This is a genomic window from Staphylococcus simiae (assembly GCF_002902085.1).
GTDB lineage: Bacteria > Bacillota > Bacilli > Staphylococcales > Staphylococcaceae > Staphylococcus > Staphylococcus simiae.
This window is the reverse complement of the sequence record NZ_PPQR01000096.1, coordinates 28,648-44,169: the sequence shown is the minus strand read 5'-3', so window position 1 is coordinate 44,169 and position 15,522 is coordinate 28,648. Positions and strand designations below refer to the sequence as shown.

Here is a 15,522-nt window from a genome sequence, read left to right as displayed (position 1 = left end):
AAAACCCCAAACTGTGTCGCAATACAGTTTAGGGTTTTTTCAATCTATTGGTAGGTATTTAGCTCTTAATTTTATAAATATTGTTTGAAGAATGTTTCCATTTTATCGACCGCTTCTGTAACATATGGTTCTTTATCATACATATCAAAATGATTGGCACCTTCGACATACAATACCTCTTTAGGTTCATTAGCTTTGTCATAAACTTGTTCTGTTAGCCAACGTGTACCAGCTTCACTACCAGCAATAACTAGTAATGGTTGAGTTAATAATTCACTAACAAGATCAAATGCAGTAAATTCAATGATTCTATCGAAACTAATGAATGGTATTTTATTATTAGCTCTCGGATGATTGGCACGCGGTGTTCGATAATATTCATGACCATCTTTCATTTCTTGTGGTGTCTCTTCAGTAATTTCGTCTGCTTCTGGTACAAAACCTATTGTTTGCATTTCTTGTCCGTTTGCTTCTGCAGTGCGTTCACTTGATACTTGCGCTAAAGTATTTAACGTATCTTGAAGTGACTGGTCTCCAGTCCAACCATATCTGAAAATTTGTCCAATATCTGATGCACTTATACCTGCAACTGCTTTTACACGTTTATCAGTTTGTGCCGCTTTAATAACATAAGCACCACTAGCACAAATTCCTAGTAAACCAATTCTATCGTTATCTATATAAGATAGTGTAGTAAAATAATCCACTGCTGCTCTTATATCTTCAACGCGTGCATGTGGATCTTCGAGTTGTCTAGGTTGTCCTTCACTTTCTCCTTGATAACTAGCATCGTATGCTAATGTGACATAACCTAATTGAGCTAAACGCTCTGCATATAGACCTGCTGTTTGTTCTTTGACGCCACCAGCAGGATGTCCAACTACAATTGCTGGGTAAGTTAAAGATTCATTAAAATCTTGTGGAAAATACATATTTCCTACTATAGTTAATTGATTATTTTTAAATGTTACATGTTTCATAAATTCTACCACCTTTTTTATTTATAACCAAGAAGGTTTTACACCATCAGTATTAGGCTTATTAACACCTATATTGGCGTATTTATATAATTCTGGATTTTCTATAATCGTTGCTCCTAATGCTGCCACACTTTTTCTTGATACCTCTGTACCTTTGAACGGCTCACCTTTTGGAGTAGGTTCATAATCAATTTCATCATTGTTTGTTAACCACGCAGGTCTTAAGATAGTATAGTTTAATGATGATGCTTCAATAATATCTGCTGCTTTTCTATATGGTGGTAAGTATGCTCCAATATTTTTATCATTCCAAAAGCCAAACTCTCCAGGAACTTCATCATAAATACCTAATGCTGTTACAAAGATAAGTCTTTCTACTTGTTGATGTTGCATACTTGTTACAATTACCTGTGCTTGTTGATCTATGTCACCAGCTAAACTTGCGAATACGATATCAATATTAGATAAGGCATCTTCTATATGATTTTGGTTGGTAGCATCACCTTCAATAACATTAACTCGAGGATGATTAATTTGAGTTGATGATAGTTTATTAGCATTTCTTAAAAACAAAGTTAAGTTATCCGTTGTTTGTTCTAACAACTGTTGGACAAGTTGTTGTGATATTTGACCACTTGCTCCAATAATTAAAATATTTTTATTAGTCATTTACGACACCCCGTTATTTTGATTTACTGTTATTTTTATGAATTGATATACCTTGTCTATATTGCTGTTATACGTCTTTTATTTTTGATGCGTATTTTGGAATTCTTTATAAGTTTTTACATATTTGGATATATTCATTTATTATCGTCAATTATTTAAGAATCTAGTTTAATTGACGATTAATTTTTAGATAAAAAACTGTCCATGCTAAAAAAGTGTGCCCAATTATATAAAAACGGACACACTTATTTATTATGCTTCTATTTCTTTTAACATTTCATTGACTGCTAATTTACCTAAGTCATTTGATGCTAATGGGCTATCACCAGTTAATAATTTACGATCTTTTAATGTACGACCAGTCATATCTTCATTAACAACTTCTAAACCTTGTTTCGTTAATAAATCTGCTACTAACCATTTTAAGCGTCCTGGTAAATAACCTATATCTAGGTTTGCACCTTCATCTAATGCATCTGGGAAGACACATACTTTATAGCCTTCAAATGGAGATTTGTCTCTATTTAAACCTGCTGATAATAATGCAGCTGGTCCATGACATAAAGTGATAATAAATTTATCATTTTCTAAAGCCCAGTCTAAAGTTGTTTGTACATCTTCACTTTCTGAAATACCTACAACTGCAGCATGTCCACCTGGAATAAATACAGAAAGATATTCTGAATCTGGACCTAAGTCATTTTTGATGACATCTGATAATTTTTTAGGTTGTTTCAATTTAGCTTTTAATTTTTCATATGTGCCTAATACCGCTTCATCTTCAGTTGGCATTGCCCATAGTTCTAATTTAACTGGATAACCTGTTAAAGTTGCAATATCAACATCGAATCCTGCTTCCATAAGATGATGTAACGGTAATAACATTTCTACTGGGTGGTTACCAGTTGAGAACATTTTACCATTTTGTAATAATACATAACGTTCTTCTGCAGCAATCATCAATACTTTCCATTTGCCGCCTTGATAGGCACCTTTATGTTCAACACCATCAAAGTCTGTTTTAGGTGCCGTATATTGACTTAATGAGTATGGTGATGGAAAATACGCATTATCTTCTGCTTGGTCTGGTGTAGGTTGCTTACTTAATTGATTTACATCTTGAGTCATTATTAAATTCCTTCTTTCTCTCTATTTGTAATACTATAGACAAATATTACTCTGCTAAAACATTTAATGCCAATGATATGTTTTAACGTTATTATTAATTATTCTAAAATACCTTCATCATAGTATGTTGCATGGTTAGTTAAAAATTGATATAAACTATGCTCATAATATGTTAATAATTGATCTGCTTGCTTAATAGTAAACCATTGTACATCCTTTATTTCTTCCATCATTTGTGTCTTGATTTCAGTATTATTGATTGTTGCTTTAAACATAATAAACAATGTATGCAATTGATAGTGCGAAGACTGTGCTTCATTAATACTGACTACATCTCCAACTTCACATGATAATCCAGTTTCTTCATATACTTCTCGTTTCAACGCACATTCTAGTGTTTCTTGTCGTTCAACTTTGCCTCCAGGTAATGACCATTCATTATTATCACGATTCAACACTAGTAATACTTCATCATGACTATTGGTAATTAATGCATATACTACTTTTAATTCTTTCATGTAACACACCTCTATGATAAATCAATAATATAGCGTCTAACTTTCTTACCTTCTTGTTTAAGATAAGACATGATTTCTTTGGCTTTGAAATGATTGATGACTTTTTGTGACGCAATATTATTATCGTCATATGTGATAAGTACTTGCGTTATATTCATTTCTGTTAAAATTTCTAATGCTACTGTAACCATAAATTTCGCTATGCCTAATGCTCTATATCCTGGACTTACACCATAACCAATATGGCCACCAATTTGTTGTAATTGTTCATTTAAATGATGCCTAATATTGATAGCTCCTAAAATGTTATCTATATATTCATCAAAACAAAATAATGTGGTTGAAGTACTCATGTATGATTCGATGTCTGCGCCTCATTTAAACGTTTAACTAAAGATGCAAAAGAATCATACTTAGCGATATTGGTAATGCTTGGGGGGACAATATGTTCCTTGCTTTGTTGCTACTTAGTTATATAATCTTTGTAGCTTTTGTCATCTTCCTGTTTTAATTCTCGCAAATACAATATACACTATCCTCCTTAGCAATATTTGTTCTTAGTTCAGCAATAATCAAAAAAGCCTAAAACTTATATGCTAATCATCTATATAGTTGAATTTATAGTTATTCAAATATAATGATGATTAACAATAGTCCTAGGCAATTCATGTCACATTATTAAATTAAATTCATTTCTTTACCAACTTTTTCATAAGCTGCAATAGCTTTATCTAACATTGCTTTACTATGTGCGGCTGTAGGCATATTTCTTACACGACCTGTGCCTCTTGGTACTGTTGGGAAGACAATTGATTTAACGTAAATACCTTCATCTTTTAGAAGCTTACTAAATTGTTGTGTTGTCTTTTCATCACCAATGATGACTGGTGTAATTGGTGTTTCAGATTCTCCTGTATTGAATCCTAATTTTGATAAGCCATCTTTTAAATATTGAGCGTTATCCCATAACTTATCATGTAACTCTGTAGAAGCCATTAATTTTTTAACTGCTTCTGTGATAGCCTTTGTATCACCTGGCGCTAATGAAGTTGAGAACAAGAATGGACGTGATTGTGCTTTTAACCAATCAATAAGTTCTTTAGTTCCAGCTACATAACCACCCACTACTCCGATAGCTTTAGATAATGTACCAATTTGGAAATCAATCTTATCTTGTAGGCCAAAATGTTTAACTGTACCTGTACCTTTACCCATAACACCTGAACCGTGGGCATCATCAACATAAGTCAACAACCCAAATTCTTCAGCAATTTCTACAATTTCTGGTAATTTAGCTACATCGCCATCCATACTAAAGACGCCATCGGTAATATACATCACCTTATTATATTGACCAGACTCTACTGCTTCTTTCGCTTTAGCACGTAAATCTTCCATATCAGAATGATTAACTCGAATGATTTTAGCTTTTGATAAACGGCAACCATCAATAATAGAGGCATGATTTAATTCATCCGATAAAATAGCGTCATTTTTATTCATTACTGCTGAAATTGCAGCCATATTACAATTAAATCCTGATTGATAAGCAATAGCTGCTTCAGTTCCTTTAAATTTCGCTAATGTCTCTTCTAATTCATCATGTAAATCTAACGTCCCATTAATTGATCTAACAGCACCAGCACCCACACCATGCGTATCAATTGCTCCTTTAGCTGCCTGCTTCAAATCTTCATCTGTTGCTAGTCCTAAATAGTTATTTGAAGATAAGTTTACATACGATTTCCCATTAATGTTAATTTCCGGACCATTTGCTCCTTCAATTGTATCGATTTCGTTGTATAGTCCATTATCTTTTAAATAATTTATATTTTCATCTAAAAAATCATGTAATGATTGAACCACTATAAATATCCTCCTTGAGTGTTTATTAATATCTATATCATACCTTAAAACTATAGAACATGAAAGCCTTATCATTTCATGCAATAAATTGTAATAACTCAATTTATTTATGATAAAATGAATAAATATTAATAATTGTTAGGAAGTAGTGATTAATGTGTTAGATTGGTTTCAATTAGCAAGTAGTAAAGAACATAAGACAATTCAATATCGTCGTTACTTACATCAATATCCAGAGTTATCTTTTGAAGAATTTCAAACACATGACTATATTATAAGTCAATTGAGTCAATATTCTTGTGACATTGAAACACCAGTTGGTCGCAATGGTATTAAAGCTACTTTCAAAGGTAATGGTAGTGGTCCAACAATTGCATTAAGAGCTGATTTTGATGCGCTACCTATTGACGAGTTAAATGATGTCCCTTATAAATCTAAAAATACAGGTTGTATGCACGCTTGTGGTCATGATGGACATACCGCTATTTTACTTACTGTTGCAGAAATTATTGAAGAACATAAACACCTTTTACAAGGTAATGTTGTATTAATCTTCCAATATGGCGAAGAAATAATGCCTGGTGGATCACAAGAAATGATTGATGCCGGCTGTCTAGATGATGTTGACAAAATTTTTGGTACACATTTATGGAGCGGTTATCCAACAGGGACAATCTATTCACGTCCTGGTGCAATTATGGCTTCTCCAGATGAATTTAGCGTTACCATTAAAGGTAAAGGTGGACATGGTGCGAAACCTCATGAAACCATCGATCCTATTGTTATTATGGCTGAATTTATATTAAGTGCACAAAAAATCATTTCAAGAACTATTGATCCAGTGAAACAAGCTGTCCTTACTTTTGGTATGATTCAAGCTGGTACTTCAGATAGTGTTATTCCAGATCAAGCTTTCTGTAAAGGTACAGTAAGAACTTTTGATACAGCTATCCAAGACCATATTAAGTTTAAAATGGATAAACTATTACAAGGCTTGTCTATCGCCAATGATATAGATTACGACTTAAATTATATCAAAGGATACTTACCCGTCCACAATAATGAACAAGCTTATAAAGTGGTGAAACAAGCTACTAATGAATTAAATTTACGCTTTAATGAAGCTGATTTAATGATGATTGGTGAAGACTTTTCCCACTATTTAAAAGTTCGTCCAGGCGCCTTTTTCTTAACAGGATGTGGTAATGATACTAAAGGTATTACTGCACCTCACCACAATCCTCATTTTGATATCGATGAGTATTCATTAAAATATGCAGTCAGTGTCTTCTTGAAAATCTTAGATATAGAAAACGTATTTTAATCCATTGAAAAAATGAATAAAACCTCGAGCTATAGTCAAAAGAAGAAGCTCGAGGTTTATTTTGGATTATTTTACGCTATCATTCGTTTGATATTAATACATTGTCTGTAAAACGACTTAAAAGTCATTTTCGAACTATAAATTGTCGATTATCATTGTCTTAAAATTGTAATTTAACGATGTGACATGAAATATAAGCAAAAAAAAGACCCCATCATGGGGTCTTTTATATAATATCCAAAATGAATTAGATATTATTTAATGATTTCAGTAACAACGCCTGATCCTACAGTACGTCCACCTTCACGGATTGAGAAACGAGTACCGTCTTCAATCGCGATAGGAGCGATTAATTCTACTGTCATTTCAACGTTATCACCAGGCATTACCATTTCAGTACCTTCTGGTAAATTAACAACACCAGTTACGTCAGTAGTACGGAAATAGAATTGTGGACGATAGTTTGAGAAGAATGGAGTATGACGTCCACCTTCGTCTTTTGATAATACATAAACTTCAGCTTTGAAGTTAGTGTGTGGTGTGATTGAACCAGGAGCAGCTAATACTTGACCACGTTGTACGTCTTCACGAGCAACACCACGTAATAATGCACCAATGTTGTCACCAGCTTCAGCGTAGTCCAATAATTTACGGAACATTTCTACACCAGTAACAGTTGTTTTAGAAGTTTCGTGTAATCCGATGATTTCAACTTCTTCACCAACTTTGATTTGACCACGTTCAACACGGCCTGTTGCAACAGTACCACGACCAGTGATTGAGAATACGTCCTCAACTGGCATCATGAATGGTTTGTCAGAATCACGTTCTGGAGTTGGGATGTAGTCATCTACAGCTTGCATTAAGTCTAAGATTTTTTGTTCGTATTTTTCGTCGCCTTCTAAAGCTTTTAAAGCTGAACCAGCGATTACAGGTACATCATCACCTGGGAAGTCATATTCGCTTAATAAGTCACGAACTTCCATTTCAACTAATTCTAATAATTCTTCATCGTCAACCATGTCAACTTTGTTTAAGAATACTACTAATGCTGGAACACCAACGTTACGTGATAATAAGATGTGTTCACGAGTTTGTGGCATTGGACCATCAGCAGCAGATACTACTAAGATACCGCCGTCCATTTGAGCAGCACCAGTGATCATGTTTTTAACATAGTCAGCGTGTCCTGGGCAGTCAACGTGAGCATAGTGACGTTTGTCAGTTTGATACTCAATGTGAGAAGTATTGATTGTGATACCACGTTCTTTTTCTTCTGGAGCATTGTCAATCATGTCATATGATTGTGCAACTGAGTCACCATTTTTTGCTAATACAGTTGCGATAGCAGCTGTTAAAGTAGTTTTACCATGGTCAACGTGACCGATAGTACCAATATTGGCATGTTCTTTTGAACGATCGAATTTTTCTTTAGCCATTATAAAATCTCTCCTATTCTTATTGAAAATTAATTTAAATTTTATCTCTCATGACAGTTTCTCACCATCATGAGAAGATGATTTACAGTGTTTGCAAAAAAGAAATTCATAATTCCTTTATAATGCATATATCCGAAAAAATCAAACTTTAAAGATGATAGCTTACAATAAGCTCAGTTATTATTCTAACCTAGCATAGCTAGTCAAAACAAGTTATATTATTCACCTTTATTTTTCTTGATAATTTCTTCTGCAATTGATTTTGGAACTTCGGCATAATGATCAAAGTACATTGTGTAAGTTCCGCGACCTTGTGTATTTGAACGTAATGAAGTTGCGTAACCGAACATTTCTGAAAGTGGTACATAAGCATTAACAACTTGTGCATTACCACGAGGTTCCATACCATCAACACGTCCACGACGAGATGTTACGTCACCCATGATATCACCCATGTATTCTTCAGGCATTTCGATAGTAACTTTCATCATTGGTTCTAAAATAACAGGATCACATTTTTTAGCAGCTTCTTTAAGTGCTAATGATGCAGCAATTTTGAAGGCCATTTCTGATGAATCGACATCATGGTATGAACCATCATATAATTTAGCTTTAACATCAATTAATGGATAACCTGCTAAGACACCATTTTCCATAGCATCTTTAAGACCAGCTTCAACTGATGGAATATATTCACGAGGAACTACACCACCAACGATAGCGTTTTCGAATTCAAAACCGCCACCAGTTTCATTAGGTGTAAATTCGATGTGAACATCACCGTATTGACCACGACCACCAGATTGACGAGAGAATTTACCTTGAACTTGTGCAGATGATTTGAAAGTTTCACGATATGAAACCATTGGAGCACCTACGTTACATTCAACGTTAAATTCTTTCTTCATACGGTCTACTAAGATATCTAAGTGAAGTTCACCCATACCACCAATGATAACTTGTCCAGTTTCTTCATCAGTATGCGCATGGAATGTTGGATCTTCTTCTTGCAATTTAACTAAAGCTTGAGTCATTTTATCTTGGTCAGCTTTAGATTTTGGTTCAACTGATAAGTGGATAACAGGTTCTGGGAATTCCATTGATTCCAAGATAATGTCATTTTTCTCACCACATAAAGTATCACCAGTTCCTGTATCTTTAAGACCTACCGCAGCTGCGATATCTCCTGAATATACAGTGTCGATTTCTTGACGTGAGTTAGCGTGCATTTGTAATAAACGACCTACACGTTCACGTTTATCTTTAGTTGAGTTCTTAATGTATGAACCAGATGTCATTGTACCTGAGTACACACGGAAGAATGTTAATTTACCAACATAAGGGTCAGTCATAACTTTAAATGCTAAAGCAGCGAACTCAGCTGAGTCGTCAGCTCTTGCAATTACTTCTTCTTCTGGGTTACTAGCACGGTGACCAATAATTGGTTTAACGTCTAGTGGTGAAGGTAAGTAATCAATTACAGCATTAAGCATTAATTGAACACCTTTGTTTTTGAAAGCTGTTCCACAAAGTACTGGGTAGAATTCTACATTAGTAGTAGCTTCACGGATAGCATTTTTCAATTCAGCAATTGTAATTTCTTCGTCACCAAGATATTTCTCCATTAATTCGTCGCTAGTTTCAGCAACTGCTTCGATTAATGCAGAACGAGCTTCTTCAGCTCTTTCTTTATGATCTTCAGGAATTTCAATTTCTTCAATTTCAGTACCTAAATCATTTGTATATTTGAAACATTTCATTTCAACTAAGTCAATGATTGCTTCGAATTCGTCCTCTGCACCAATTGGTAATTGGATTGGAGCTGCATTAGCATCTAAACGATCATGTAAAGTACTTACAGAATATTCGAAGTTAGCACCTAATTTATCCATTTTGTTTACAAATACGATACGAGGAACACCATATGTTGTAGCCTGACGCCAAACTGTTTCAGTTTGAGGTTCAACACCTGATTGTGCATCAAGTACTGTAACTGCTCCGTCAAGTACACGTAATGAACGTTCAACTTCAACAGTGAAGTCTACGTGTCCAGGTGTATCGATAATATTCACACGGTGACCGTCCCAAGCTGCAGTTGTTGCTGCAGATGTGATTGTAATACCACGATCTTGTTCTTGTTCCATCCAGTCCATTTGTGAAGCACCTTCGTGTGTTTCACCAATTTTGTGGATACGGCCAGTGTAATAAAGAATACGTTCAGTCGTAGTCGTTTTACCAGCATCGATGTGAGCCATGATACCGATATTACGAGTTTTTTCTAGTGAAAATTCTCTAGCCATGTATTTTTTCTCCTTCCAGTTAATTACTGAATAAATACGATAGATATGGCGATGCCCTAAGTATGAATTGCTAATGATGGGTCACTAACAATTAACACACTCAGGGTAAAAGCTTTTATCTTACCAACGGTAGTGAGCGAATGCTTTGTTCGCTTCAGCCATTTTGTGAGTATCCTCACGTTTCTTAACGGCACCACCTGTATTATTTGCTGCATCTAAAATTTCGTTAGCTAAACGGTCTTCCATCGTTTTTTCACCACGAAGACGTGCATAGTTAACTAACCAACGTAATCCTAAAGTAGTACGACGTTCTGGACGAACTTCTACAGGTACTTGATAGTTAGAACCACCAACACGACGTGCTTTAACTTCTAATACTGGCATAATATTGTTGATTGCTTCTTCGAATACTTCTAATGCATCACGACCACTACGTTGTTCAACTAGGTCGAATGCTGAATAAAGAATTCTTTGTGCTGTTCCGCGTTTACCATCTAACATAATTTTGTTAATTAACTTTGTTACTAACTTAGAGTTATGAATTGGATCTGGTAATACGTCTCTTTTAGGTACTGATCCTTTACGAGGCATAATGTAAATCCTCCCTTCCTTAATAATTGTAATGTAATTAAATCACATGTAAAAACATAAATTTAATTATTAGTTTTTAGGTTTTTTAGTTCCGTATAATGAACGACCTTGTCTACGTCCGTCAACACCTGAAGTATCAAGTGCACCACGTACGATGTGGTAACGAACACCAGGTAAGTCTTTTACACGTCCACCACGTACAAGTACAACACTGTGTTCTTGTAAGTTATGGCCGATACCAGGAATGTATGCGTTAATTTCAATGTTGTTTGATAAACGCACACGAGCATATTTACGTAACGCTGAGTTAGGTTTTTTAGGTGTCATAGTACCTACACGAGTACAAACTCCACGTTTTTGTGGTGAGTTTAAATCAGTAAATTTTTTCTTTTTACTGTTAAAACCTTTATTTAAAGCTGGAGAGTCTGATTTTCTAACTTTACTTTGTCTTGGTTTACGTACTAATTGGTTAATAGTTGGCATGTGATATGTCCTCCTCTCTTCCATTTTTTAATCCCACACATCCAGGTGGTTCATTTTTAAGTTAAATAAAATTTAGTAAGCATTGATACTTACTAATTCTCATTTAAGTAATGCGACAATTGTAGCATTAACATTAATACCTACATATTTTCCTAAAGCACGTTTGCTCTCGAAAAATGATACAGGAATATTTTGTTGATTGATTTGGCTTAACACGCGAGCCATTAAATGAACTTCAACGTCTTGAGCAATAATCAAAGATGTAACTTGATCTTTATTCAACGCTTTAAGCGTTTCTTTAAGACCAACTACAAATTGTTGTTTGTTAAAGCGTGCAACTTTTTCCTTAGACAATAACTTATCCTCCAAAGTTCTGCTTGCATCAACCTTTAATATATTAACATTGATTAAGCTACAAAGTCAACATGTATTCACTATAAAAATAACAAGAGGCTAAATTAATAGCCTCTGTTAGTTATTATTGTTCGATAATTTCTTCTTGTGCCTCTACTTCAGCAATAGGTGCAGCTGTTTTTTCATATTTAACGTCACTATAACGTCTCATACCAGTACCAGCTGGAATCAATTTACCGATAATTACATTTTCTTTAAGACCTAATAAATCATCACGTTTACCTTTAATAGCTGCATCTGTAAGAACTCTTGTAGTTTCTTGGAATGATGCTGCAGATAAGAAACTTTCTGTTTCAAGTGATGCTTTCGTAATACCTAGTAACACTGGTTTAGCTGTTGCTGGGCGTTTACGATGTTTAAATGCTTCTCTATTAGCATCTGTGAAGTTATGGATATCAACTAATGAACCTGGTAATAATTTAGTATCACCAGCTTCAATGATACGAACTTTACGTAACATTTGTCTTACCATTACTTCAACGTGTTTATCATCGATTTCAACACCTTGCATACGGTAAACTTTTTGTACTTCTTTTAATAAGTAACTTTCAGTAGCATTTAAACCAGCAACTGCTAAGTAGTTCTTAGGCTCAATAGAACCTTCTGTTAATACTTCACCACGTTGTACTGGTTGACCAATTTCTACTTTAAGTCTTGAAGTACCAGAAGCTAGATAAGATCTAGTTTCGTTTGCACCTTTAACAACTATTTCTTGTTGTCTATCTTTAGCTAATTTAATGTCTTCAACAACACCTTCGATTTCAGTAATCACCGCTTGACCTTTTGGATTACGTGCTTCGAAAATTTCTTGAATACGTGGAAGACCTTGTGTAATATCACTACCAGCTACCCCACCTGTATGGAATGTACGCATAGTAAGCTGTGTACCTGGTTCACCAATTGATTGGGCAGCAATTGTACCAACTGCTTCACCAACTTCAACTTTTTCACCAGTAGCAAGGTTTTTACCATAACATTTTTCACAAACACCGTGTCTAGCATTACAAGTAAATGCTGAGCGGATATACATTTGTTCAATACCTGCATCAGTAATTTTCTTAGCAATTTCAGGTGTTATTAATTCATCAGGACGAATAATAATTTCGTCTGTTTGTGGATGACGAATTGTTTCTTTTGAATAACGTCCTTCGATACGTTCAATAAATGGTTCAATCATTTCTGTACCTTCTTTAATATCAGAAACTAATAAACCTCTGTCCGTACCACAATCTTCTTCACGAACGATAACATCTTGAGCAACGTCAACAAGACGACGAGTAAGGTAACCTGAGTCAGCTGTTTTAAGGGCTGTATCAGCAAGACCTTTACGAGCACCGTGTGTTGAGATGAAGTACTCAAGTACTGTTAAACCTTCACGGAATGATGAAGTGATTGGTAATTCAATAATCTTACCAGATGGTGCAGCCATTAAACCACGCATACCAGCTAATTGTGTAAAGTTAGATGCGTTACCACGGGCACCTGAATCACTCATCATAAAGATTGGGTTTGTTTTTTCAAGTGATTGCATTAATTCACCTTGAATTTGATCTTTTGCATCTGTCCAAATTTCAACAACTGCATTATATCTTTCTTCTTCAGTGATTAAACCACGGTTAAATTGTTTAGTAATTCTATCAACTAATTTTTCATGTTCATCTAAAATTTGTTGTTTATCTGGTAATACCACGATATCAGCGACACCAACTGTGATACCAGCTTTAGATGAGAATTTAAATCCTAGATCTTTCATTCTATCAAGCATCATAGATGTATCAGTAATACTGAATCTATTAAACACTTCTGCAATGATGTTTCCTAAGAATTTTTTGTTGAATGGTTCTATTAATTCTTCATTTTCAAAGTAAGCTTTTAAGCCACCTTCACCTAATGTTGTCGGATCAATGAAGTATCTATCTGGAGTTTTACGTTCTAGATTCTCTTGTGTAGGCTCGTTAATATACGCAAATGAATCCGGAATGATTTCATTGAAAATAATTTTACCTACAGAAGTTACAAGAATTTTTTTATTTTGTTCATCAGTAAATGTTGGATTATTAAATGAACTTGCGTGTACACCAATACGAGTGTGTAAATGTACAAATCCGTTTGCATAAGCTTTTAACACTTCATTTGTGTCATTAAAGATTGCACCTGTATTCACTGCATCTTTTCTTTCTAATGTTAAATAATAGTTACCTAATACCATATCTTGAGATGGTGTTACAACTGGTTTACCATCTTTAGGGTTTAAGATATTTTGAGCAGCTAACATTAACATTCTTGCTTCAGCTTGTGCTTCTTTAGATAAAGGTACGTGAACAGCCATTTGGTCACCATCAAAATCGGCATTATACGCAGTCGTTACAAGTGGATGTAAACGAATAGCTCTACCTTCTACTAATGTTGGTTCAAATGCTTGAATACCTAATCTATGCAATGTTGGTGCACGGTTAAGTAATACTGGATGTTCTCTAATAACATCTTCTAATACATCCCAAACTTCATCATCCATACGCTCGATTTTACTCTTAGCATTTTTGATGTTAGTAGCAATCTCACGTTGTACTAATTCTTTCATAACAAAAGGTTTGAACAATTCTAATGCCATTTCTTTTGGAAGACCACATTGGTACATTTTAAGACTTGGTCCAACTGCAATTACTGAACGACCAGAATAGTCAACACGTTTACCAAGTAAGTTTTGACGGAAACGACCTTGTTTACCTTTAAGCATGTGTGATAAAGATTTTAATGGGCGGTTACCTGGTCCAGTTACTGGACGACCACGACGACCATTGTCAATCAATGCATCGACAGCTTCTTGTAACATACGTTTTTCGTTTTGCACAATAATACCAGGTGCACCTAAATCTAATAAACGTTTTAAACGATTATTACGATTGATAACACGACGATATAAATCATTTAAATCACTTGTTGCAAAACGTCCACCATCTAATTGAACCATTGGACGAATTTCTGGTGGAATGATAGGAAGAACATCTAATATCATCCATGCAGGATTATTACCTGAGTTACGGAATGATTCAACAACTTCTAAACGTTTAATTGCACGAGTAAGTCTTTGTCCAGTTGCTGACTCTAACTCATCACGTAATTGTTTAAGTTCTTCATCTAAATCAATTTCTTCAAGTAGATCTTTAATACCTTCAGCACCCATTTTAGCAACGAATTGACCTGGGTATTTATCATAGTAATCTCTGAATTCAGCTTCAGATAATAATGTTTTCTTTTCTAGACCAGTTGGACCTGGATCTACTACAACATAAGAAGCAAAGTAAATGACTTCTTCTAATGCTCTAGGTGACATATCAAGTAATAATCCCATACGACTTGGAATTCCTTTAAAATACCAAATATGTGAAACAGGAGCAGCTAGTTCAATGTGTCCCATTCTTTCACGACGTACTTTAGATTTTGTTACTTCTACACCACATCTATCACAGACCATGCCTTTGTAGCGAACACGTTTGTATTTACCACAACTACATTCCCAGTCTTTTGTAGGTCCAAAAATTCTTTCGCAGAATAGACCATCTTTTTCAGGTTTTAATGTACGGTAGTTGATTGTTTCAGGTTTTTTAACTTCACCAAATGACCAAGAACGGATTTTTTCAGGTGAAGCTAACCCAATTTTCATATAATGGAAATTATTTACATCAATCAAGGAGCCTACCTCCTTCAATTTAGATTAGCTGTGCTATTTGATTGATTTGCATTTATTTTATTAGGTCAAAAGTGACAAACTGAATATATTCACTACTCAGTTTGTACACTTACTGCCCT

The 15,522-nt window shown here is 34.7% G+C and carries 13 protein-coding genes; 1 reads left to right on the top strand and 12 read right to left on the bottom strand.

What is annotated here, in order from left to right; genetic code table 11:
• Positions 1–71: 71 nt before the first annotated feature.
• The 6 genes from CD113_RS10810 to CD113_RS10785 all read right to left on the bottom strand — a co-directional run bounded on the left by CD113_RS10810 (position 72) and on the right by CD113_RS10785 (position 5,161).
• Positions 72–980, bottom strand: a complete 909-nt coding sequence (locus tag CD113_RS10810; protein WP_002465091.1) for an alpha/beta hydrolase — start codon at positions 978–980, stop codon at positions 72–74.
• 21 nt (positions 981–1,001) lie between these two features.
• Positions 1,002–1,649, bottom strand: coding sequence for an SDR family oxidoreductase (locus tag CD113_RS10805; RefSeq protein WP_002465092.1), 648 nt, complete (start codon positions 1,647–1,649; stop codon positions 1,002–1,004).
• Positions 1,650–1,901: 252 nt separating this feature from the next.
• Positions 1,902–2,777 (bottom strand): glyoxalase III HchA, encoded by an 876-nt coding sequence (gene hchA / locus CD113_RS10800; RefSeq protein ID WP_002465093.1) that lies wholly within the window; start codon positions 2,775–2,777, stop codon positions 1,902–1,904.
• Between the two features lie 98 nt (positions 2,778–2,875).
• Positions 2,876–3,295: an NUDIX hydrolase gene (locus CD113_RS10795; protein WP_002465094.1), complete on the bottom strand. Its 420-nt coding sequence runs from the start codon at positions 3,293–3,295 to the stop codon at positions 2,876–2,878.
• 11 nt (positions 3,296–3,306) lie between these two features.
• Complete coding sequence (locus CD113_RS10790) at positions 3,307–3,648, bottom strand: GNAT family N-acetyltransferase (RefSeq protein WP_002465095.1); 342 nt, start codon at positions 3,646–3,648, stop codon at positions 3,307–3,309.
• A gap of 325 nt (positions 3,649–3,973) precedes the next feature.
• Positions 3,974–5,161, bottom strand: a complete 1,188-nt coding sequence (locus tag CD113_RS10785; RefSeq protein ID WP_002465096.1) for a glycine C-acetyltransferase — start codon at positions 5,159–5,161, stop codon at positions 3,974–3,976.
• Between the two features lie 157 nt (positions 5,162–5,318).
• Here CD113_RS10785 and CD113_RS10780 point away from each other — a divergent pair, with 157 nt between their 5' ends.
• Positions 5,319–6,485: a M20 family metallopeptidase gene (locus CD113_RS10780; protein ID WP_002465097.1), complete on the top strand. Its 1,167-nt coding sequence runs from the start codon at positions 5,319–5,321 to the stop codon at positions 6,483–6,485.
• 254 nt (positions 6,486–6,739) lie between these two features.
• On the opposite strand, the gene tuf is transcribed toward CD113_RS10780, so the two are convergent.
• The 6 genes from tuf to rpoC all read right to left on the bottom strand — a co-directional run bounded on the left by tuf (position 6,740) and on the right by rpoC (position 15,376).
• Positions 6,740–7,924 carry an elongation factor Tu gene (tuf, locus tag CD113_RS10775; RefSeq protein WP_002465098.1) on the bottom strand — a complete coding sequence of 395 codons (1,185 nt, stop codon included), beginning with the start codon at positions 7,922–7,924 and terminating at the stop codon, positions 6,740–6,742.
• A 218-nt stretch (positions 7,925–8,142) separates the two neighbouring features.
• Positions 8,143–10,224, bottom strand: coding sequence for an elongation factor G (gene fusA / locus CD113_RS10770; protein WP_002465099.1), 2,082 nt, complete (start codon positions 10,222–10,224; stop codon positions 8,143–8,145).
• Between the two features lie 120 nt (positions 10,225–10,344).
• Entirely contained in the window at positions 10,345–10,815 is a 471-nt protein-coding gene (gene rpsG, locus CD113_RS10765; protein ID WP_001137495.1) for a 30S ribosomal protein S7, read from the bottom strand.
• A gap of 69 nt (positions 10,816–10,884) precedes the next feature.
• A complete protein-coding gene (gene rpsL, locus CD113_RS10760) occupies positions 10,885–11,298 on the bottom strand; it encodes a 30S ribosomal protein S12 (RefSeq protein WP_002465100.1) in 414 nt (137 codons plus the stop codon).
• A gap of 99 nt (positions 11,299–11,397) precedes the next feature.
• Positions 11,398–11,652 (bottom strand): ribosomal L7Ae/L30e/S12e/Gadd45 family protein, encoded by a 255-nt coding sequence (locus tag CD113_RS10755; protein ID WP_002465101.1) that lies wholly within the window; start codon positions 11,650–11,652, stop codon positions 11,398–11,400.
• Positions 11,653–11,776: 124 nt separating this feature from the next.
• Positions 11,777–15,376 (bottom strand): DNA-directed RNA polymerase subunit beta', encoded by a 3,600-nt coding sequence (rpoC, locus tag CD113_RS10750; protein ID WP_088177521.1) that lies wholly within the window; start codon positions 15,374–15,376, stop codon positions 11,777–11,779.
• Positions 15,377–15,522: the final 146 nt, after the last annotated feature.

Coding starts and splice junctions, on each gene's coding strand:
- CD113_RS10805 (WP_002465092.1), bottom strand. CDS start 1,649: ATGACTAATAAAAATATTTTAATTATTGGAGCAAGTGGTCAAATATCA.
- tuf (WP_002465098.1), bottom strand. CDS start 7,924: ATGGCTAAAGAAAAATTCGATCGTTCAAAAGAACATGCCAATATTGGT.
- hchA (WP_002465093.1), bottom strand. CDS start 2,777: ATGACTCAAGATGTAAATCAATTAAGTAAGCAACCTACACCAGACCAA.
- fusA (WP_002465099.1), bottom strand. CDS start 10,224: ATGGCTAGAGAATTTTCACTAGAAAAAACTCGTAATATCGGTATCATG.
- rpoC (WP_088177521.1), bottom strand. CDS start 15,376: ATGAAAATTGGGTTAGCTTCACCTGAAAAAATCCGTTCTTGGTCATTT.
- rpsL (WP_002465100.1), bottom strand. CDS start 11,298: ATGCCAACTATTAACCAATTAGTACGTAAACCAAGACAAAGTAAAGTT.
- rpsG (WP_001137495.1), bottom strand. CDS start 10,815: ATGCCTCGTAAAGGATCAGTACCTAAAAGAGACGTATTACCAGATCCA.
- CD113_RS10795 (WP_002465094.1), bottom strand. CDS start 3,295: ATGAAAGAATTAAAAGTAGTATATGCATTAATTACCAATAGTCATGAT.
- CD113_RS10790 (WP_002465095.1), bottom strand. CDS start 3,648: ATGAGTACTTCAACCACATTATTTTGTTTTGATGAATATATAGATAAC.
- CD113_RS10810 (WP_002465091.1), bottom strand. CDS start 980: ATGAAACATGTAACATTTAAAAATAATCAATTAACTATAGTAGGAAAT.